This window comes from Kitasatospora sp. cg17-2 (assembly GCF_054031055.1).
In genome coordinates this window covers 6,808,030-6,827,401 of the sequence record NZ_CM132923.1, presented here as the reverse complement: position 1 = coordinate 6,827,401, position 19,372 = coordinate 6,808,030, and the positions used below count along the sequence as shown (strand labels likewise).

Genomic DNA, 19,372 nt, shown 5'->3' with positions numbered 1-19,372 from the left:
CGCGGCCGGGACTACAACAACCCCATGTGGTTGCTCTTCCTCCTCCCGGCCTGCGTCGCCGCGGTGCTCTCCTGCATCCGGCTCGTCCGGACGACCGCCACCGCCGACGCGCTGTCCGGTCAGGAGGGCCCCCGGCCGTCCGAGGCGGTCGGGATCGGGCTGTACGAGACGGCCTACCTGGCCGGCGGACCGGACCGGGTGGTCGAGCTGGCGCTCGTCCTGATGGCCTCCCGGGGGCGGCTGCACCTCGCCCACACCGGCTGGACCACGGTCGTCGACCCGCGCGGCCGCAGCCGGCTGGAGCGCGCGGTGATCGCCACCGTCGGCCCCGAGGGCCAGTGCCGCACCGACGACCTGCGGGCGGCGATGGCCGCGCACCCCACCGTGCTGGAGATCGGCAGCCGGCTCTCGCTCGCCGGGCTGGCCACCCCGGCGACCGTGCGGCGGCACACCGTGCTGGTGGTCCGGCAGGTCCGGCAGGCGCTGCTGCTCTCCGTGGTCCTGCTGGCCGCGGCGCTGGTCGTCGGCGGCCTGGTCGACGGTGACGCGCTGACCCCGCTGGCCTGGTTCTCGCTGCCGCTGGTGCTCACCTCGGGCACCCTGCTGATGGCCCGGGTCGACGTCTACCCGTACACCCGCTGGGCCTCACCGATCGGCCAGGAGGTGCTGCGCGAGGTCCGCCCGGCGCGCCAGCACGGCCTCACCGACGACGAGGAGCGCGAACTGCTCACCGCCGTCGCGATGAACGGCCCCGCCGCCCTCCAGGACGCCCGGCTGCGCGCCGCCCTGCGCCGCCACTGACACCCCGAAGGGCCCGTCCGCGCGGAGTTCTCCGGCGGACGGGCCCTTCGGGGTGTCAGGACGCGGGCTTGCTCAGACCAGGCCGTTGAGCAGCTCGGCGACCGGCTTGCGGCGCCCGGTGAAGAACGGCACCTCCTCGCGGACGTGCAGCCGGGCCCGGGACGGGCGCAGGTCGCGCATCAGGTCCACGATCCGGTGCAGCTCGTCCGCCTCGAAGGCGAGCAGCCACTCGTAGTCGCCCAGCGCGAACGAGGCGACCGTGTTGGCCCGCACGTCGGGGTAGCCGCGCGCCATCTGGCCGTGCTCGGCGAGCATCGCGCGCCGCTCGGCGTCCGGCAGCAGGTACCACTCGTAGGAGCGCACGAACGGGTACACGCAGACGTAGTCGCGCGGGCGCTCGTCGGCGAGGAACGCCGGGATGTGCGACTTGTTGAACTCCGCCGGGCGGTGCAGCGCCATGTTCGACCAGACCGGCTCCAGCTGCCGGCCCAGGCCGGTGCGGCGGAAGCGGTTGTACGCCTCCTGGAGGTCGTCCGAGTCGGCGGCGTGCCACCACACCAGGATGTCGGCGTCCGCGCGCAGACCGGACACGTCGTAGGTGCCGCGCACCGTGACGTCCTTGGCGTCCAGCTGGGCGAACAGCTCCTCGACCTCGGTGACCAGGCCGGTGCGGTCCTCGGGCAGCGCGCCCTTGAGCTTGAACACCGACCACATGGTGTAGCGGATGACCTGGTTCAGGTCCCGCGCCTTCAACTTGGCGGGCTGCTCGGCGGCCTGCTGCTCAGCGGTCTCAGTCATGCGCCCATTGTCCTCTCGGTGACGTTCGCCCCGGCCAGCGGGGTCAGTACTCGGTCGAGCGCGGCGACGGCCGCCCGGGCGCTCGCGACGCACGCCGGGATGCCCACGCCGTCGTACGCGGCCCCGCACAGGGCCAGTGCTCCCGCCCGGTCCGCCGCCGCCCGGATCCGGGCCACCCGGTCCAGGTGGCCGACCGGGTACTGCGGCAGTCCGGCCCGCCACCGGGTCACGGCGGTGTCGTACGGACGGGCGGTCAGACCGATCGCCTCGCCCAGGTCGGCCAGCGAGCGGGCGACCAGTTCCTCGTCCGCCAGCTCCAACGGCTCCTCCTCGCGCAGCCGCCCCAGCGAGGTGCGCAGCACGAAGGAGTCCGGCGCGGACCGCTCCAGCCAGCCCCACTTGTTGGAGGAGAAGGTGGACGCCTTGATCCGGCGGCCGTCCACGGGCGGGACGAGGAAGCCGCTGCCGACCGGTGTGCGGGTCAGGTCGGCGCGGCGGAAGGCCAGGGTGACCAGCGCCATCCCGGCGTACTCCACGGTGTCCAGTTCGGCGGCCGCGGCGGGCACGTCGGCGCGCAGCAGCCGGGCGGCGGCCGGCGCGGGCACGGCCAGCACGACGGCGTCCGCGGCGAGCACCTCGCCGTCGCCGGTGGTCACCCGCCAGCCGTCGGGGGTGCGGCGCAGCTCCGTCACCGCGGTGCGGGTGCGCAGGTCGACGCCGGCCGCGGCGCAGGCCGCGGCGACCGCCTCCGGCAGGGTGCCGAGACCGCCGCGCAGGCCCTGGAACACGGGGGTGCCGACCGTCGTCGGGCGGGTGGCCAAGCCGTGCACGCCCTCGATCAGCGATCCGCCGCCGCGGGCGACCGGCAGCAGCGCGGGCACCGCGGCGCGCAGCGAGATCTCGTCGCTGTGCCCGGCGTAGACGCCGCCGAGCAGCGGTTCCACCAGCCGGTCGACGACCTCGCGGCCGAGCCGGTCGGCGACGTAGCGGCCGATCGCGACATCGTCCGCGACCGCCTCCCCCACCACCTCGTTCCGGGCCCGCTCCAGCCCCTCGGGGCTCAGCACACCGGAGTCCGCCAGCGCGGCGAGGTCGCCGGGGACGCCCATCACCTGTCCGCCGGGCAGCGGTCGCAGCGCGCCCCTGGTCCAGATCGCGGCCCTGGCGGTGGTCGGCGGCTCCAGTTGCTCCGCGAGCCCGACGGCCCGCGCCAGCTCGACCGCCTCCGGCCGCCGGGCGAGCATCGACTCCGCCCCGAGGTCCACCCGGACCCCGCCGACCTCACCGCCCCACAGCTTCCCGCCCAGCCGCTCCGACGCCTCCAGCAGCGTCACCCGCGCCCGGGCCGGTTCCCCCGCACCCCCACCGGCCACGGCGGCCGCGGTCAGCCCCGCGATCCCGCCGCCGATCACCACGACATGTGCTTGCGCCATGCCCCGAAGTCTCGCAGGCTTTACACCTTTGCCTCAATCCGCCCGCTTCTGCCCCTTGCGGGCGGGTCCGGGGCTGTCCCGCCTCCCGTGTCAGCGCCACGGGGCGCTGGGCGACCCGTCCGGGTCCAGCCCGTGCGGCCACGTCGTCGTGGCGACGTACGCCGCTCCACCGGCGTCGGTGAGCCGGCGGCGCAGGGCCTCGGCCGCGGCCCGGTCCCCCGCGCGTTCCCACAGGTACGCCAGGGTGCCCGCGGCGGAGAAGAGCCCGGCGTCCGCGGCCTGCCAGGCAAGGGCCTCGGCCGTGGCCCGGTCCCCGGCCTCCTCGCGCATCCGCACCAGATCGGACAGGACCTGGTTGTCGCCCCGGGCGGCGGCCCAGACGCAGAGCGCTTCGGCGCTCGTCCGGTCGCCGGCCTCCTCCCGCGACCGCACCAGCTCCGTCAGGGTGTAGACGTTCCCGGCATCGGTGGCCAGCCGGGCGAGGTCCTCGGCCCCCTCCCGGTCGCCGCTTCCCTCCCTCATCCGCATCAGGGCGGTGAAGCCGAAGGTGTGCCCCGCGCCGACGGCCTCGCGGTAGCAGGCCTCGGCACCCTCCGGATCCCCCGCCTTCTCCCTGATCTCCCCCAGGTGGAGCAGGGCGTAAGTGTGGCCGGCACCGACGGCGCGGCGATGGAGGGCTTCGGCCCCCGCGAGGTCACCGCTCTTCTCCAGCAACTCGGCCAACTCGATCAGCGCGTCGAATTCACCGTCGGCAGCCGACCTGCGGGCGAACTCCTCGGCGCCGACCAGGTCCCCCGCCGCCGCACGCCGACGGGTCAGCTGGATCAGGCAGTAGTCGTCGCCCTCCGCCGCACCTCGCAGATAGAGGGCCTCGGCTCCCTCCTGGTCACCGTCCTGCTCCCGCAGCCACGCCAGGTCCGTCACGGCGACGGGGTGCCCGGCGGCGGCGGCCTGCCGGTACAGGGCGGCCGCCCCCTCCTTGTCCCCGATCTCGTCGCGCATGTGCCCCAGCTCGATCACCGCGTGAACGTCACCGGCCTCGACCACCCGCCAGGCGAGGGCCTCGGCCGCCGCCGCGTCGCCGGCCTCCTCCAGACTCCGGGCCAGCTCCATCAGCGCGTCCGGATCCCCGCTGTCCGCGGCCCGGAGGCGCAGGTGGTGCGCCCACTGCAGCCGGTGCCTCCGCTCGGCCGCCGACGCCAGGGCGTCGAGGTCGCCCGGGTCGGTGAGGTGGGCGAGGGCGGACTGCCAGAAGGAGGCGGGCGGGCAGAGCCGGCGGCGGGCGGTGCGGCCGTGCTGTTCGAGGTAGTCGGCCAGGCGGAACAGCGGCCCGGCTGCCGCCGTGGGCGGGGCGGCGGGTGCCGGGGTACCCGGTGGCCTGCGCACCGGGCGCGGACTGGTCCGGCCCAGCGGGGCCTCCTTGCCGTGGACCGGGCGGCCGAGGTCGGCGAAGGCGGCCTCGGCCCAGTCGTCCGCCAGTCGGTCCCAGTCGCGGTCGCCGAAGTAGTCGGCGGCGGCGTCGACGAGGAAGGCCTGCGGAAGGTGGAGCCCGACCCCGAGGCGGCGGGCGTCCGTCGCGGCCTCCAGCAGCGCCCGGACGGCCGGGGTGCCGCGCTCGTAGCGGCGCAGCAGTTCGAGCGCGCCCGCGAGGTCCTGGGCGACCCGCCCGTGCGAGCGGGCCCGGACGAGCGCGTCGGCCATCAGCCGGTCGCCGGAGGCCGCCAGGGCGTCGGCCTCGCGCAGCGCGCGCTCGTCGAAGGCGTCCGGCACCGTCACCGTGCGCCCGGCGAGCAGTTCGCGGACCCGGCTGTGCGGATCGGGCCCGGAGGCCCGGGGCAGGGCGGTGTACTGCGCCTCGTACTCCGGCCACAGCGTGCCCAGTACCAGGACCGGTCCGCGCTCGGGCCGGGTGAGCAGGGTGTGCAGGGCGGCCGCGATCCGCTCGCCCTCCCGGGGGTGGCCGAGGTAGTGCTGGGCCTCGTTGAGCCACACCACCGTTCTCGGCCCGACGTGCTCCAGGTCGGCCAGCGCGGCCTCGGCGCGGGTCGGGTCGAAGGGGTGCCACAGTCGCCAGCCCTCGGCGGCGAGCGGCTGGACGGCCTCCCAGCAGGCCCGGGTCTTGCCCGTGGACGACGAGCCGACCAGGACCAGCAGCCCGCTGCGGCCGGCCGCGGCGTCCCGGACCACCTCGGCGGCCACCTCGTCGTGGCGGCGGCGGACGTAGCCGGGCAGCACCCGCGCCGTTCCGGCGACGTCGGCGGGGTGGACCTCCAGGTCGTGGGGGTCCCAGCCGCCGATCGGCCGTCCCAGGGGCCCGCGCGGCACCGCGGCGCCCGGCGGTCCCGGGAGGTTCACGGTGATGTGGGCGTCACCCGCCTGGACGACGTGCCCGTGCACCGTCGACCCGGCCAGTTCGTTGCGCACCCGGTCGACGCGCCCCGCGACCCCGTTCTCGACCCCCACCGGGCCCCCTCTCCCGTGTGCTGAACGGCGGCAGCATACGCCCGGCCGGCGGGCACGTACGCCGACGAGTCCGCCCGTAGGCTCCCGGCATGGAGAAGATCCTGGTGAGCGCGTGTCTGGCCGGTGTGCCGTGTCGGTACGACGGGCGGTCGAAGGACTCGCCGCAGGTGCTCGGGCCGCTCGCGGCGGGGCGGGCGGTGGTGGTCTGCCCGGAGGGGGCGGGCGGATTGCCGACGCCGCGGCCGCCGGCCGAGATCGTCGGCGGGGACGGCGCGGACGTGCTGGACGGGCGGGCCCGGGTGGTGGACGCGACCGGGGCGGACTGCACCGAGGCGTTCCTGGCCGGCGCCCGGCAGGCGCTGGCCGCGGCCGAGGCCGCCGGGGCGCGGCGGGCGCTGCTGATGGCACGAAGCCCGTCCTGCGGGTGCGGCCGGATCTACGACGGCACGTTCACCGGGGAGCTGCGGCCGGGTGACGGGGTGACGGCGGCGCTGCTGCGGCGGGCGGGGATCACGGTGGAGGCGGTCTGACGCCTTGTCCGCTCCGCAGCCGAGACGTGATCGAGCTGCGACCTCCCGGGTGGGTCCGGAGTGGGGCGGGGTCCGTCGAAATGGTGTGGGTGCCCCGGGAGGGGGTGCCGGTACCGAGGACGGGGAGGGCTCGATCGTGGGACGAGGACGAGGGCGGCGGAGAGCGGGGGCGCTGGCGGCGGTGGCCGCGGCGGCGGTGCTGGCGGCGGGGTGCTCGGCGAGCGGGGACGGCGCGAGCAAGGACATGTCGGCGGTCGCCCCGGCGCAGGCCGCCGCCGGGGAGGCGGCCAAGGCGGACGCCGCCGTCGGGGCGCCGGGGGTGGCCTCGGCGGCGCCCAAGGCGCCGCCCGGGCAGCCGGGCGTGACGCCGGCGGTGGACTCCCGGCAGATCGCGTACTCGGCGCAGCTGACGGTCCGGACGGCGCAGGTGGACACGGCGCTGGCGAAGGCCCGGAACCTGGCCGTCGCGGCGGGCGGCTATGTGGCGAGCGAGACCGGGAGCTCCGGCGGGGACGGCGGCCCGCAGAGCGGGCAGATCACGGTGAAGGTGCCCTCGGCGGCGTTCCAGCCGACGCTGGACCAGCTGGCCGGGCTCGGCGAGGTGCTCTCCCGGCGCAGCCAGGCCGAGGACCTGACCCAGCAGGTCGCGGACGTCAACAGCCGGATGCAGAGCCAGCAGGTGAGCGTGGACCGGGTGCGCGCGCTGATGGCGCAGGCGAAGACGCTGGCCGAGATCGTCAGTCTGGAGAGCGAGCTGAGCCGCCGGGAGGCGGACCTGGAATCGCTGCAGAAGCAGGTGAAGGAGCTGTCGGCGCGGACCTCGCTGTCCACCGTCACGCTGGACGTGCGGCAGAAGGCCGGCCCGGTCCAGGACGTGCCGGACGCGCCGAAGGACAAGGGGTTCTGGGCCTCGGTCGGCTCGGCGCTCGGCGGCGGCTGGCACCTGCTGGGCGCGATCGTGCGCGGGGTCGCCGTGACGGTGGCCGCCGTGCTGCCGTTCCTGCTGGTGGCCGCGCCGGTGGCGGCGGTGGTGTGGGTGCTGCGCCGCCGACGGAAGCCGGCCCCGGCCCCGGCCCCGGTTCCGGCCCCGGCTCCGGCTCCGGCTCCGGCGGAGCAGGAGGACGAGGCGCAGGCGGCGGAGGAGGAACCCGCGCACTGATCCGGACCCGCCGGTGGCGGCCCCCGCGGAGGGGCCGCCACCGGACGACGGGTCAGCGGGCGCTGGCCTCGTGCACGAAGGCGACCAGGCGGCTGAGCGCGTCCGGGTCCATGCTGGGCATGACGCCGTGGCCGAGGTTGAAGATGTGGCCGCTGCCGCCGAGCGCCTGCGCGGCGTCCAGCACCTCGCGGGCCTTGGTCTCCACGGCGCTGGTGGGCGCGAACAGCACCGCCGGGTCGAGGTTGCCCTGGAGGCCCTTGCCGGGGCCGACCCGCTCGGCGGCGACGTCCAGCGGCACCCGCCAGTCGACGCCGACCACGTCCGCGCCGGCCTGGCCCATGAGGCCCAGCAGCTCACCGGTGCCGACGCCGAAGTGGATCCGCGGCACGCCGTACCCGGCCACCGCGTCGAACACCTTGGTGCTGGCCGGCATCACCGAGCGGCGGTAGTCGTCCGGCGCGAGCGCGCCGACCCAGGAGTCGAACAGCTGGATCGCCGAGGCACCGGCCTCGATCTGCACCTTGAGGAAGGCGGCGGTGATCCCGGCCAGCCGGTCGAGCAGGGCGGCCCACAGGTCGGGCGCGCCGTACATCATGGCCTTGGTGTTCTCGTGGTTCTTGGACGGCCCGCCCTCGATCAGGTAGCTGGCGAGGGTGTAGGGGGCGCCGGCGAAGCCGATCAGCGGGGTCGTGCCCAGCTCGTCGACGAGCAGGCCGACCGCCTCGGTGATGTAGGGGACGTCGTCCGGCTCCAGCGGGCGCAGCCGCTCCAGGTCGGCGAAGCTGCGGATCGGGTCGGCGATGACCGGGCCGATGCCGGGCTTGATGTCGACGTCGATGCCGACCGCCCGGAGCGGGACCACGATGTCGCTGAAGAAGATCGCCGCGTCCACCTTGTGCCGGCGCACCGGCTGGAGGGTGATCTCCTTGACCAGCTCGGGCCGCATGCAGGACTCCAGCATGGGGATGCCCTCGCGGACCTTCAGGTACTCGGGCAGCGAGCGGCCCGCCTGACGCATGAACCACACCGGGGTGTGCGGTACCGGCTCGTGCCGGCAGGCGCGCAGGAACGCCGAGTCGTACGCGGCGCCGCGGCGCGCGTCGGGCTGCTGACCGGGGGTGGCGCCGGTCGGGGGGACTGCCGTCGTCTCGCTCACGCTCCAAATCTTCGCACGCGGCCCGGACCCGCCCGTCCCGGCGGTCCCGTCGGTTCCTCCAGGACCCGACGGGACCCGAACACGATCCGAACGCGAATCGAACGGGGGTCCGACCGGGGAACCGGGCGCGGCCCCGGGCGGGGATCCGGCCGGAGATCTGGCCGGATTGCCGCCCCGGCGCGCCGCGCGGGCAGAAGTTACGGCGATTACCCGGGTTTTCGACCTAGTCTTCGGGTCATGGCAGCGGTCGGAGGGCACCCCGCACAGGGTGGCGGAGCAGGTGGCGGAACGGGTCGGGAGGCGGCGCCGAGCGAGTTCCGGGCCGCCGTGGAGGCGTTCTCCGGCGCCCGGCTGCGCCCCGAGCTCGTCCTCTCCCCCGCCCCGGCCCCGCGCCGGCTGGCGCCGCACTCCTTCGCGCTGACCGCCACCGTCGAGGTCGACGGCGAGGAGCTGGCCGACGGCCGACTGGTGCTGCTGCACGACCCGGCCGGGCAGGAAGCCTGGAACGGGGACTTCCGCGTGGTCACCATGACCCGGGCGGAGCTGGAGCCGGAGATGGCCGGCGACCCGATGCTCTCCGAGGTCGGCTGGGCCTGGCTGCTGGACGCGCTGCAGGCGCACGGCGCCGGGTACACGGAGCCGTCGGGCACGGTGTCGCTCTGCGCCTCGCAGTACTTCGGCGGGCTGGCGGAGCGCGCGTCGACCACCGAGATCGAGATCAGGGCGTCCTGGACGCCGGCCGACGGCCGTTTCGAGCGGCACCTGTCGGCCTGGGGGGACCTGCTCTGCATCAGCGCGGGCCTGCCGCCCGCGGCCGCGGCGCCGCACGCGCCCGCCGACGTCACGTCACTCGGTGGAGTGGTCCCGATGCCCGCCAGGCGACGTCCGCGCTCGCACTGAGGAGTGGCGCCGCCGCGTCGTCATCACCGGACGCGCCGCCACCCCCAGGGCTGACGGAGTGTGACTTCGGTGCGGCTCTCCGTCAACAATCCGGTCGAATCCGACTGCTTCGTGTCGATCCTGATCGATTTTGTGCGAATTCCAGGCATGTCGTAATCAGTCACCTGCGCGATTTGTCCGTATTGTTACTCACTGGATCGTGATCTTTCGCTAAAGCCGGGCACGGTTGCTGCCGAAGCAGACTGTGACCCTTTCCGAACGCGGAACACTCCGACCGCCCCCTCGGGGTTCCGTCCGCCACTCCCGCAGGAGGCCTGGTGTCGGTCCTTCTTGAGCACCCCGCAAACGTGGTCGCCTACCGCCCGACCAAGCCCACCGCCATGGTGGTCATCGCCGATCCCCGCGTCCGAAACACCGTCACCCGTCACCTCTGGGCGCTCGGCGTCCGGGACGTGATCGAGGTGTCCTCGATCGCCGAGGCCCGCCCCCGGGTCTCCACGCCGCGCGACATCTGCGTCGCCGACGTCCACCTCCCCGACGGCTCGGGGCTGACCATCCTCGCCGAGACCCGCGCGGCCGGCTGGCCCAACGGGCTGGCGCTCTCCGCCGCCGACGACATCGGCGCCGTCCGCAGCGCGCTCGCGGGCGGGGTCAAGGGTTACGTCGTGACCGGCACCCGCACCAATGTCGCCATGCCGGGCAGGCCCGGCATGCCGCTCGGCGCCGCCGGGCTGGCCGGCCGGATGCGGCGCCCCGGGATGCCCGGCATGCCGGGCGCGGCCGGGGCTCCCGGCGGCGCTCCCGGTGCCCACGGCGCGCCGGGCGCCCAGCAGACCGCCTACCGCGAGCTGTCCGGCCGTGAGGTCGAGGTGCTGCGGCTGGTCGCCGAGGGCCAGTCCAACAAGGCGATCGGCGTGGCGATGGGCCTCTCGGCGCTCACCGTGAAGAGCCACCTCGCCCGGATCGCCCGCAAGCTCGGCACCGGCGACCGCGCCGGCATGGTCGCGGTCGCGCTGCGCACCGGCATCATCCACTGAGCCCCGGTGCCGCTGCGGCGGCCCAGGAGGAACGTTTCCTCCCGGGCCGCCGCGCACCGCGGCCGCGAACGCCCTGCGGGGCCCGTCCGGAGAGCCTCGGGCGGGCCCCTTCATCGGTCTGACCAGTCCGACAACACTCCCGGTCGCGGGGTCCGTCGTACCCTTGGTAGGTGACCGACGCCGTAGCAGCCATCCCAGAAGAAGCAGCCCCGGTCCCGCTCCTCGAACCGAAGGAGGGGATCCCTCCGGTCGTGGCGGACGAGCGGGCGCTGGCCGACACCGTCGCCGCCTTCGCCGCGGGATCCGGACCGGTCGCCGTCGACGCCGAGCGGGCCTCCGGCTACCGCTACGGCCAGCGGGCGTACCTCATCCAGCTACGCCGCGCGGGCGCCGGGTCCGCGCTGATCGACCCGATCGCCTGCCCCGACCTCAGCGGGCTGGGCGCGGCCCTCGCGGACACGGAATGGGTGGTGCACGCCGCCACCCAGGACCTGCCCTGCCTGGCCGAGGTCGGCATGAGACCCCAGCGACTGTTCGACACCGAGCTGGCCGGCCGGATCGCCGGCTTCGCCCGGGTCGGCCTCGGACCGATGACCGAGAGCGTGCTCGGACTGAGCCTCGCCAAGGAGCACTCGGCGGTGGACTGGTCCACCCGTCCGCTGCCCGAGCCGTGGCTGCGCTACGCCGCCCTGGACGTCGAGGTGCTGGTCGAGCTGCGCGACGCACTCGAACAGGAGCTGGACGCCCAGGGCAAGCTGGACTGGGCCCTGGAGGAGTTCGCGGCGATCGCCGCCGCCCCCCGCCCGGCCCCGCGGACCGACCCGTGGCGCCGCACCTCGCAGCTGCACAAGGTCCGCCGGCGGCGCCAACTGGCCGTGGTGCGCGAACTGTGGCTGGCCCGCGACCGGACGGCGCAGGAGCGGGACGTCTCGCCGGGCCGGGTGCTCTCGGACGCCGCGATCGTCAACGCCGCGCTGGCCATGCCGCTGAACATCGCCGCGCTGCAGGGCGTCCAGGGCTTCGGGCCCCGGGTGCACCGGCGCCAGCTGGAGCAGTGGCTGGCCGCCGTCCAGCGCGGGCGGGAGGTGCCGGAGAACCAGCTGCCGCCGGCCGCCGCGCCGCACGACGGCCCGCCGCCGCCGCGCGCCTGGGCCGAGAAGGACCCGGTGGCGGCCGCCCGGCTGAGCGGCGCGCGCGCCGCGGTCGGCGAGCTGGCCGAGCGGCACCACCTGCCGGCCGAGAACCTGATCACCCCGGACCTGGTCCGCCGGGTGTCCTGGGAGCCGCCCGCCGACGCCTCGGCCGCCAACGTGGCCGCCGTGCTGCGGCGGCTCGGGGCCCGGCAGTGGCAGGTGGACCTGGTCGCGCCGGTCCTGGCCGCCGCCTTCGTCGAGGCGGCGAAGGCCGGCGCCGAGGCCAAGGCCGGCACGGGCGCGCAGCAGGGCTGAGCGGGGAGGAACGGAGAAGGGGATGTCGCCCGGAGCGGGCGGCGTCCCCTTCGTCGTACTCGGCCGCCCCGGACCCCGAGCCGACCCCGAACCCGCCTCGGCCCCGGCCGGCACCGGCCGGCCCCGAGCCGAAGGGGCGCGCCGGTGCCGAAAGGGAGAGCGCGAGGAGGCCGCGAGGTACGGGCGGCATCGGAGCGCCGACCGTCGGCACCGGACCGGAGCGCCCGGAGGCGAGCGGGTGAATCACAGAGTGGGCGACAACACATCCGGTGTTGCGGCTTCCGGGCCTGGGCAGGGTGGTTACCGGCGGGTAGCATGGCCGTGGGCGGCGCCGCCCGCGTCGATTCCTGCGACGGCTCGCGGCAGCCTGCCCACTGAACCGTTGGTCCCTGGGAGGAGAGCCCCCGTGCCTCGTACCGCGAGGGACGTCGTCTTCGTCGATGGCGTCCGCACCCCGTTCGGCAAGGCAGGCCCGAAGGGCATCTACCACGAGACCCGTGCCGACGACCTCGTCGTCAAGTGCATCCGGGAGCTCGTGCGTCGTAACCCGAACCTGCCCGTCGAGCGCATCGACGAGGTCGCGATCGCGGCCACCACGCAGATCGGCGACCAGGGTCTGACGATCGGCCGCACCGCAGCACTGCTGTCGGGCCTGCCGAAGTCCGTCCCCGGCTACGCGATCGACCGCATGTGCGCCGGCGCGCTGACCGCCGTGACCACCACCGCCGGCGGCATCGCCTTCGGCGCCTACGACGTGGTCGTGGCCGGTGGCGTCGAGCACATGGGCCGCCACCCGATGGGCGAGGGCGTCGACCCGAACCCGCGCTTCGTCTCCGAGAAGCTCGTCGACGAGTCCGCCCTGTTCATGGGGATGACCGCGGAGAACCTGCACGACCGGTTCCCGCACATCACCAAGGAGCGCTGCGACGCCTACGCCGTGCGCTCGCAGGAGAAGGCCGCCAAGGCGTACGCCAACGGCGACATCCAGCCCGACCTGGTGCCGATCTCGATCCGCAACACCAACCCCGAGGTCGGCGAGACCGGCTGGGGCCTGGCCACCGCGGACGAGCCGATGCGCCCGGGCACCACGATGGAGAGCCTGGCCGGTCTGAAGACCCCGTTCCGCCCGCACGGCAACATCACCGCGGGCAACTCGGCCGGTCTGAACGACGGTGCCACCGCCTCGCTGCTGGCCGCCGAGGACGTCGCCGAGGAGCTCGGCCTCCCGGTCCGGATGCGCCTGGTCTCCTACGCCTTCGTCGGCGTCGAGCCCGAGGTCATGGGCATCGGCCCGGTGCCGGCCACCGAGAAGGCGCTGGCCAAGGCCGGTCTGACCATCGACGACATCGGCGCGTTCGAGGTCAACGAGGCCTTCGCCGTGCAGGTCCTGGCGTTCCTGGACCACTACGGCATCGCCGACGACGACGAGCGCGTCAACCCGTTCGGCGGCGCGATCGCCTTCGGCCACCCGCTGGCCTCCTCGGGCGTGCGCCTGATGAACCAGCTGGCCCGCCGCTTCGAGCAGCGCCCGGACGTCCGCTACGGCCTCACCACGATGTGCATCGGCTTCGGCATGGGCGCCACCATCGTCTGGGAGAACCCGCACTTCGAGGGTGGTAAGTGAGCATGAGCACCACGACTGAGCTGCTGACCCGCGGCGCCGAGCTCTTCCCCGGCGAGGTCGTCACGACCGCGCACGTCCGCCACCTGGACCTGCCGCTGCAGGCCGGCCGGCTGGCCCTGATCACCCTGGACAACGGCTTCGACCACACCAAGCCGACCACCTTCGGCCCGGGCTCGCTGCTCAAGCTGAGCGAGGCGCTGGACCAGGTCGAGGCCGAGGCCGCCGAGGGCACGATCGTCGGCGCCGCGATCACCGGCAAGCCGTTCATCTTCGCGGTCGGCGCCGACCTCAAGGGCGTCGAGCTGCTCCAGCAGCACGCGGACGCGCTCGCCATCGGCAAGGGCGGCCACGAGGTCTTCAAGCGGATCGCCGCGCTGCCCGTCCCGACCTTCGCCTTCTACAACGGCGCGGCGATGGGCGGCGGCGTCGAGGTCGGCCTGCACTGCGACTACCGCACGGTGTCGGCGGGCGTCCCGGCGTTCTCGCTGCCCGAGGTCTTCCTCGGCCTCGTCCCCGGCTGGGGCGGCTGCAGCATCCTGCCGAACCTGATCGGCCCGGCCAAGGCCGTCAAGGTGATCATCGAGAACTCGATGGCGCAGAACAAGCAGCTCAAGGGCAAGGACGTGTTCGAGCTGGGGATCGCCGACGCGATCTTCGAGCCGGCCGACTTCCTGGAGCAGTCGCTGCTCTGGGCGGCCAAGGTCCTCAAGGGCGACGTGGCCGTCGAGCGCGAGGCGATCGACCGCGGCAAGGCCTGGGACGACGCCGTCGCCTGGGGCCGGCTGGTCGCCGACGCCAAGGTGCACGGGGCGGCCCCGGCCGCGTACCGGGCGCTGGACATCATCGCCCAGGTCAAGGACCAGGACCTGCAGGCCGGCTTCGACGCCGAGGACGCGGCCCTGGCCGACCTCATCATGGGCGGCGAGCTGCGCAGCGGCATCTACGCCTTCAACCTGGTGCAGCGTCGGGCCAAGCGCCCGGTCGGCGCGCCGGACAAGTCGCTGGCCCGCCCGGTCTCCAAGGTCGGCGTCGTCGGCGCCGGTCTGATGGCCTCGCAGCTGGCGCTGCTGTTCGCGCGCCGGCTGGAGGTGCCGGTGGTCCTCACCGACATCGACCAGGAGCGCGTCGACAAGGGCGTCGGCTACGTCCACGCCGAGATCGACAAGCTGCTCGACAAGGGCCGCATCGGCAAGGACAAGGCCAACCGTCTCAAGGGCCTGGTCTCCGGCTCGCTCGACAAGGCCGCCGCCTTCGGTGACGCGGACTTCGTGATCGAGGCCGTGTTCGAGGAGATGGGCGTCAAGCAGACCGTCTTCGCGGACCTGGAGAACGTGGTCTCGCCGACCTGTGTGCTGGCGACCAACACCTCCTCGCTCTCGGTCACCGAGATGGCCTCGAAGCTGAAGCACCCCGAGCGGGTCGTCGGCTTCCACTTCTTCAACCCGGTCGCGATCCTGCCGCTGCTGGAGATCGTCCGCGGCGAGAAGACCGACGACGTCTCGCTGGCCACCGCCTTCGGCGTCTCGAAGAAGCTGAAGAAGACCGCGGTGCTCTGCAAGGACGCCCCGGCGTTCGTGGTGAACCGGATCCTGACCCGCTTCATGGGCGAGATCCAGGGCATCATCGACGAGGGCACCCCGATCGCCACCGTCGAGAAGGGCGTCGAGCCGCTCGGCCTGCCGATGTCCCCGATCGTGCTGCTGGAGCTGGTCGGCCCGGCCATCGCCCTGCACGTCTCGGAGACCCTGCACGGCGCGTTCCCGGAGCGGTTCACCGTCTCCGAGAACCTCGGCAAGGTGGTCAAGGCCGGCAAGCGCGGCTTCTACACCTGGGTGGACGGCCAGCAGGTCCTCGACCCCGAGGTGCTGGAGCTGCTCACCTTCGGCGACACCGTGCTGACCGAGGAGCAGGTGCTCGGCCGCGCCCTGGAGGCCGTCGCCCAGGAGATCGGTCTGATGCTGGAGGAGGGTGTCGTCGCCGAGGCGCAGGACATCGACCTCTGCATGATCACCGGCGCCGGCTGGCCCTTCCACCTGGGCGGGATCACCCCGTACCTGGACCGTGAGGGCATCTCGGAGCGCGTGAACGGCAAGCGCTTCCTCGCCCCGGGCCTGGCCTCCGTGCCCGCCTGAGGATGAACGCGGAGGGCCCCGGCGACCTTGACGGTCACCGGGGCCCTCCGTCGTTCTCCCGCGGCCCGTACGGGGCCGTCGCGGGCCTCCCGGCGGGTACCGGGCGCGTCGTCAGCGCTTGAGGCGGTAGACGACGGTGTCGGCGAAGACGCCGACCATCTCGTAGTGGGTGTCCAGCAGGTTCTCGATCTTCGGGATCATGCCCGGCTGGTACGGCGCGAGGCCGGAGTCGTCGACGACCACCTCGGGCAGGCCCTTGGCGATCTCCTGGTCGAAGGTCTGCCAGGCGTTGGCCATCGAGAACTGCTCGCCGACGTTGGGGCTGCCGTCCTTGCCGCCGCTGTAGTTGGTCAGGAAGCCGGCCGTGAGGTACCGGGTGGCGGGCTTGCGGTCGGCGAGCCAGTACAGCTCCGGGTGCATGCCCCAGACCAGCACGGTGTCCTTGGGCGTGGTCTGCGCGGCGACGGCGGTGGCGACCTCGGTGGTGCGGTCCAGCCGCTCCCCCGGCCAGGCCAGCGCCAGGCCCCAGAAGACGGTGGCGGCGGCCGTGGTGTACACCAGCACCGGCTTCCAGCGGACCGCCGAGGTGGCGACCGCCCCGGTGCCCAGCAGCACCAGCGGGGGCATCAGCTGGAGGTAGTAGTGGCCGAAGAAGTGGAAGCCGACGCTGACCGCGACGACCGAGGACAGCAGCCACATCCACAGGTCGGTGGTGGAGCCGTGCTCCTCGCCGGCCACCGGCAGCGGGCGGTGCCGGTACTTCAGCCACAGCCGCCGGCCGACCGGCAGCAGGAAGCCGAGCCCGGCGCCGATCAGGATCGCCGAGTTGCCGAGCGCCCGCCCGAGCATCTGCAGCCAGGCGCCGCCGGAGGTGGCGTAGTCGCCGCTGCCGGTGACCACCCAGAACAGGAAGCCCTTGGGTTTGGTCAGGATCACCGCGACCAGCGCTATCGGCAGGGTGAAGCCGAAGCCGATCTTGAACAGGGCGGGGATCCAGCGCACGCCGCGCTGCCGGGCGTCCTGGAGGAGCATCCAGAGCACCGGCAGCAGCACCGCGCCGCCGGTCTGCTTGGTCAGTGAGCAGAGCGCCACCGCGATGCCGGCGGCCAGCCAGCGGCGGCGTTCGGCGTAGCGGAAGGCGGCCACCATCGCGGGCAGCATGAAGACCTCGAAGGTCGCCGCCTGGGTGTCCTCCGGGGAGAGCCCGATCGAGACCAGCAGGTAGAGCAGTCCGGCGCCGGCAAGCCGCGGCCGGTTGCCCCAGCGGCCGCGGGCGATCGAGGCCAGCAGGATCGCGGTGACCAGGTGGGCGGCCACCGCGAGGGTGCGCAGCGGCCAGAGCGAGGCGGAGCCGAAGACCGTGAAGCAGGCCTGGTAGAGCCAGGGCAGCAGCGGGGGCTTGCGGTCCACCACGGTGTCGTAGAGCACGCCGCCGTCGGCGAGCATCCGCGCCTGGGTGGCCAGGAAGCCCTCGTCGGGACTCCAGACCGGGCGGACGAAGGACGGCAGGTGGGTGAGCAGGGCGACCAGGGCCAGCAGCGGCACCAGACGCGACCAGTAACCGGTCTTCACCCGCTCCCAGCCGTTGGCCGAGGGTACCCCCAGGGGCAGGCGCTCGGTGAGCGCGGTCGAGCGGGTTCGGGTGGGGGTCGGCACGGATGACAACCTACCGGGCGGAATCGGCACGGGCAGCGCCGGTCCCGCCTTTGGTGCGATTATCGGCCTCACTGTTGCAGAGCTGTCGCAGAGCCGGGGCGGACGGCCGCCGTCCGGGGCGCTCCCCGGACGGCGGTACTCCCTCGGAGGCGGTCAGGCCTCGACGGTGGCGACGTCCAGCCGGGAGACCAGGGCGGTCACCTGCCGGGCGATGTCCGGGGCGGTGAGGCCGATCTCGGCGAGGATCTCCGGGCGCGAGGCGTGGTCCAGGAACTGCTGCGGGATGCCGAAGTCGCGCAGCGGCACGTCCACGTCCGCGTCCCGCAGCGCCTGGGCGATCGCCGCGCCGACGCCGCCGACCCGGCCGTTGTCCTCGACCGTGACGACCGCCCGGTGCTCGGCGGCCAGGCCGGGCAGCGCCGGGTCGACCGGCTTGACCCAGCGCGGGTCCACCACGGTGGAGCTGATGCCCTGGGCGGCCAGCAGGTCGGCCACCTCCAGGCACATCGGGGCGAGCGCGCCGACCGAGACGATCAGCACATCGGCCCGGCGGCCGTCCTCGGCCCCGCCGAGGGAGTCGGGCACGGCGGCGCGCAGGACGTCCATGCCGCCGACCGTGGCGACCGCGGGGACGGCCTCGCCGACCGAGCCCTTGGAGTAGCGGACCACCGTCGGGGCGTCCTTGACCTCGACGGCCTCGCGCAGCTGGGCGCGGACCTGGTCGGCGTCGCGCGGGGCGGCGAGCCGCAGGCCGGGGACGACCTGGAGGATCGACATGTCCCACATGCCGTTGTGCGAGGCGCCGTCGGTGCCGGTGACGCCGGAGCGGTCCAGCACGAAGGTGACGCCCAGCTTGTGCAGGGCGACGTCCATCAGCACCTGGTCGAAGGCGCGGTTCAGGAAGGTCGCGTAGACCGCGAAGACCGGGTGGAGTCCGCCGGTGGCCAGGCCGGCCGCGCTGGTGACGGCGTGCTGCTCGGCGATGCCCACGTCGAAGATCCGGTCCGGGAAGGCCTCGGCGAACGGGGCCAGGCCCACCGGGTGGAGCATGGCGGCGGTGATGCCGACGATGTCCTCGCGCTCGTGGCCGAGCGCCACCATCTCCTCGGCGAAGACCGAGGTCCAGTCCTTGCCGGAGCTCTTGATCGGCAGGCCGGTCTCCGGGTGGATCACGCCGACCGCGTGGAAGCGGTCCTCGTCGTTGTTCTCGGCGGCGTGGTAGCCGCGGCCCTTCTCGGTGAGGCAGTGCACGATCACCGGGCCGCCGAAGCCGCGCGCCTTGGTGAGCGCGGACTCCAGGGCGGTGAGGTCGTGGCCGTCGATCGGGCCGATGTACTTGAGGCCGAGGTCCTCGAACATGCCCTGCGGGGCGATGAAGTCCTTCAGGCCCTTCTTGGCGCCGTGCAGGGTCTCGAACAGCTGCTGGCCGACCACCGGGGTGCGCTGCAGGGTGCCCTTGCCCCAGGAGAGGAAGCGCTCGTAGCCCTGGGTGGTGCGCAGGGTGGCGAGGTGGTTGGCCATGCCGCCGATGGTCGGCGAGTAGGAGCGCTCGTTGTCGTTGACGACGATGACGACCGGGCGGTCCTTGGCGTCGGCGATGTTGTTGAGCGCCTCCCAGGCCATGCCGCCGGTGAGCGCGCCGTCGCCGATCACCGCGACCACCGGGTCGTGCTTGCCCAGCAGCTGGTTGGCCTTGGCCAGGCCGTCGGCGTAGGAGAGCACGGTGGAGGCGTGCGAGTTCTCGATCACGTCGTGCTCGGACTCGGTGCGCGAGGGGTAGCCGGACAGGCCGCCCTTCGTCCGCAGCCCCGAGAAGTCCTGGCGGCCGGTGAGCAGCTTGTGCACGTAGCTCTGGTGGCCGGTGTCGAACAGGATGCGGTCGCGCGGGGAGTCGAACACCTTGTGCAGCGCGATGGTGAGCTCCACCACGCCGAGGTTCGGGCCCAGGTGGCCGCCCGTCTTGGAGACCTCGGTCACCAGGAAGGTCCGGATCTCCTGGGCCAGTGCGGCCAGCTGTCCGGGCGTGAGCCGGTCGAGATCGCGCGGTCCCCGAATGCGGGTCAGCAGGGCCACCCGTTCCTCCTCGTTCGTATTCGCGGACCGGAGGTCCGACGGGCGTCGCTGCCCGGTGTCGACCGGTCGAGTCTAATGTCCGCCCACCGGACGCCGGGCGGGGCGTCCGGTGCCGACGGCCGGTACGCGCCAGCCACCTCGGCGGTCACTCTTTCGGGTGAA

14 protein-coding genes are annotated in these 19,372 nt (G+C 74.0%); 8 read left to right on the top strand and 6 right to left on the bottom strand.

The window, feature by feature from the left end; genetic code table 11:
- Positions 1-24: 24 nt before the first annotated feature.
- Complete coding sequence (locus ACW14Y_RS28760) at positions 25-801, top strand: TIGR04222 domain-containing membrane protein (protein ID WP_380300507.1); 777 nt, start codon at positions 25-27, stop codon at positions 799-801.
- Positions 802-873: 72 nt separating this feature from the next.
- On the opposite strand, the gene hemQ is transcribed toward ACW14Y_RS28760, so the two are convergent.
- From hemQ to ACW14Y_RS28745, 3 genes are all read right to left on the bottom strand, one after another.
- Positions 874-1,599, bottom strand: a complete 726-nt coding sequence (hemQ, locus tag ACW14Y_RS28755; RefSeq protein ID WP_053648820.1) for a hydrogen peroxide-dependent heme synthase — start codon at positions 1,597-1,599, stop codon at positions 874-876.
- Positions 1,596-3,032, bottom strand: coding sequence for a protoporphyrinogen oxidase (hemG, locus tag ACW14Y_RS28750; RefSeq protein WP_456983821.1), 1,437 nt, complete (start codon positions 3,030-3,032; stop codon positions 1,596-1,598). Before hemG ends, hemQ begins: the two co-directional genes overlap by 4 nt.
- 90 nt (positions 3,033-3,122) lie before the next feature.
- Positions 3,123-5,495, bottom strand: coding sequence for a hypothetical protein (locus tag ACW14Y_RS28745; protein WP_456983819.1), 2,373 nt, complete (start codon positions 5,493-5,495; stop codon positions 3,123-3,125).
- 89 nt (positions 5,496-5,584) lie between these two features.
- On the opposite strand from ACW14Y_RS28745, the gene ACW14Y_RS28740 reads away from it, so the two are divergent.
- Together ACW14Y_RS28740 and ACW14Y_RS28735 are read left to right on the top strand one after the other, a co-directional pair.
- Positions 5,585-6,025, top strand: a complete 441-nt coding sequence (locus ACW14Y_RS28740; protein ID WP_456983817.1) for a DUF523 domain-containing protein — start codon at positions 5,585-5,587, stop codon at positions 6,023-6,025.
- Between the two features lie 136 nt (positions 6,026-6,161).
- Entirely contained in the window at positions 6,162-7,184 is a 1,023-nt protein-coding gene (locus ACW14Y_RS28735; protein WP_456983816.1) for a DUF4349 domain-containing protein, read from the top strand.
- Positions 7,185-7,236: 52 nt separating this feature from the next.
- Here ACW14Y_RS28735 and hemE read toward each other — a convergent pair whose 3' ends face one another.
- Complete coding sequence (gene hemE, locus ACW14Y_RS28730; protein ID WP_380300525.1) at positions 7,237-8,250, bottom strand: uroporphyrinogen decarboxylase; 1,014 nt, start codon at positions 8,248-8,250, stop codon at positions 7,237-7,239.
- Positions 8,251-8,577: 327 nt separating this feature from the next.
- On the opposite strand from hemE, the gene ACW14Y_RS28725 reads away from it, so the two are divergent.
- The 5 genes from ACW14Y_RS28725 to ACW14Y_RS28705 all read left to right on the top strand — a co-directional run bounded on the left by ACW14Y_RS28725 (position 8,578) and on the right by ACW14Y_RS28705 (position 15,481).
- Positions 8,578-9,240 (top strand): DUF3000 domain-containing protein, encoded by a 663-nt coding sequence (locus ACW14Y_RS28725; RefSeq protein WP_380300502.1) that lies wholly within the window; start codon positions 8,578-8,580, stop codon positions 9,238-9,240.
- A gap of 317 nt (positions 9,241-9,557) precedes the next feature.
- Positions 9,558-10,277, top strand: coding sequence for a response regulator transcription factor (locus ACW14Y_RS28720; RefSeq protein WP_266274206.1), 720 nt, complete (start codon positions 9,558-9,560; stop codon positions 10,275-10,277).
- Positions 10,278-10,447: 170 nt separating this feature from the next.
- Positions 10,448-11,725 carry a ribonuclease D gene (locus tag ACW14Y_RS28715; protein WP_380300501.1) on the top strand — a complete coding sequence of 426 codons (1,278 nt, stop codon included), beginning with the start codon at positions 10,448-10,450 and terminating at the stop codon, positions 11,723-11,725.
- 406 nt (positions 11,726-12,131) lie between these two features.
- Entirely contained in the window at positions 12,132-13,349 is a 1,218-nt protein-coding gene (locus ACW14Y_RS28710; RefSeq protein WP_030395004.1) for a thiolase family protein, read from the top strand.
- Positions 13,350-13,351: 2 nt separating this feature from the next.
- The gene (locus ACW14Y_RS28705; protein ID WP_380300499.1) at positions 13,352-15,481 is read left to right on the top strand and encodes a 3-hydroxyacyl-CoA dehydrogenase NAD-binding domain-containing protein; all 2,130 of its coding nucleotides are present in this window, start codon (positions 13,352-13,354) and stop codon (positions 15,479-15,481) included.
- Between the two features lie 111 nt (positions 15,482-15,592).
- Here ACW14Y_RS28705 and ACW14Y_RS28700 read toward each other — a convergent pair whose 3' ends face one another.
- Both ACW14Y_RS28700 and dxs read right to left on the bottom strand, forming a co-directional pair.
- Entirely contained in the window at positions 15,593-17,146 is a 1,554-nt protein-coding gene (locus ACW14Y_RS28700) for an ArnT family glycosyltransferase (RefSeq protein ID WP_456983814.1), read from the bottom strand.
- Between the two features lie 144 nt (positions 17,147-17,290).
- Positions 17,291-19,210, bottom strand: coding sequence for a 1-deoxy-D-xylulose-5-phosphate synthase (gene dxs, locus ACW14Y_RS28695; protein WP_380300497.1), 1,920 nt, complete (start codon positions 19,208-19,210; stop codon positions 17,291-17,293).
- Between the last annotated feature and the right edge of the window lie 162 nt (positions 19,211-19,372).

What these genes read in the sequence shown, in the direction of transcription:
- ACW14Y_RS28725 (WP_380300502.1), top strand. Translation starts at nt 8,578, where the DNA reads ATGGCAGCGGTCGGAGGGCACCCCGCACAGGGTGGCGGAGCAGGTGGC.
- ACW14Y_RS28740 (WP_456983817.1), top strand. Translation starts at nt 5,585, where the DNA reads ATGGAGAAGATCCTGGTGAGCGCGTGTCTGGCCGGTGTGCCGTGTCGG.
- hemQ (WP_053648820.1), bottom strand. Translation starts at nt 1,599, where the DNA reads ATGACTGAGACCGCTGAGCAGCAGGCCGCCGAGCAGCCCGCCAAGTTG.
- ACW14Y_RS28760 (WP_380300507.1), top strand. Translation starts at nt 25, where the DNA reads ATGTGGTTGCTCTTCCTCCTCCCGGCCTGCGTCGCCGCGGTGCTCTCC.
- ACW14Y_RS28705 (WP_380300499.1), top strand. Translation starts at nt 13,352, where the DNA reads ATGAGCACCACGACTGAGCTGCTGACCCGCGGCGCCGAGCTCTTCCCC.
- hemG (WP_456983821.1), bottom strand. Translation starts at nt 3,032, where the DNA reads ATGGCGCAAGCACATGTCGTGGTGATCGGCGGCGGGATCGCGGGGCTG.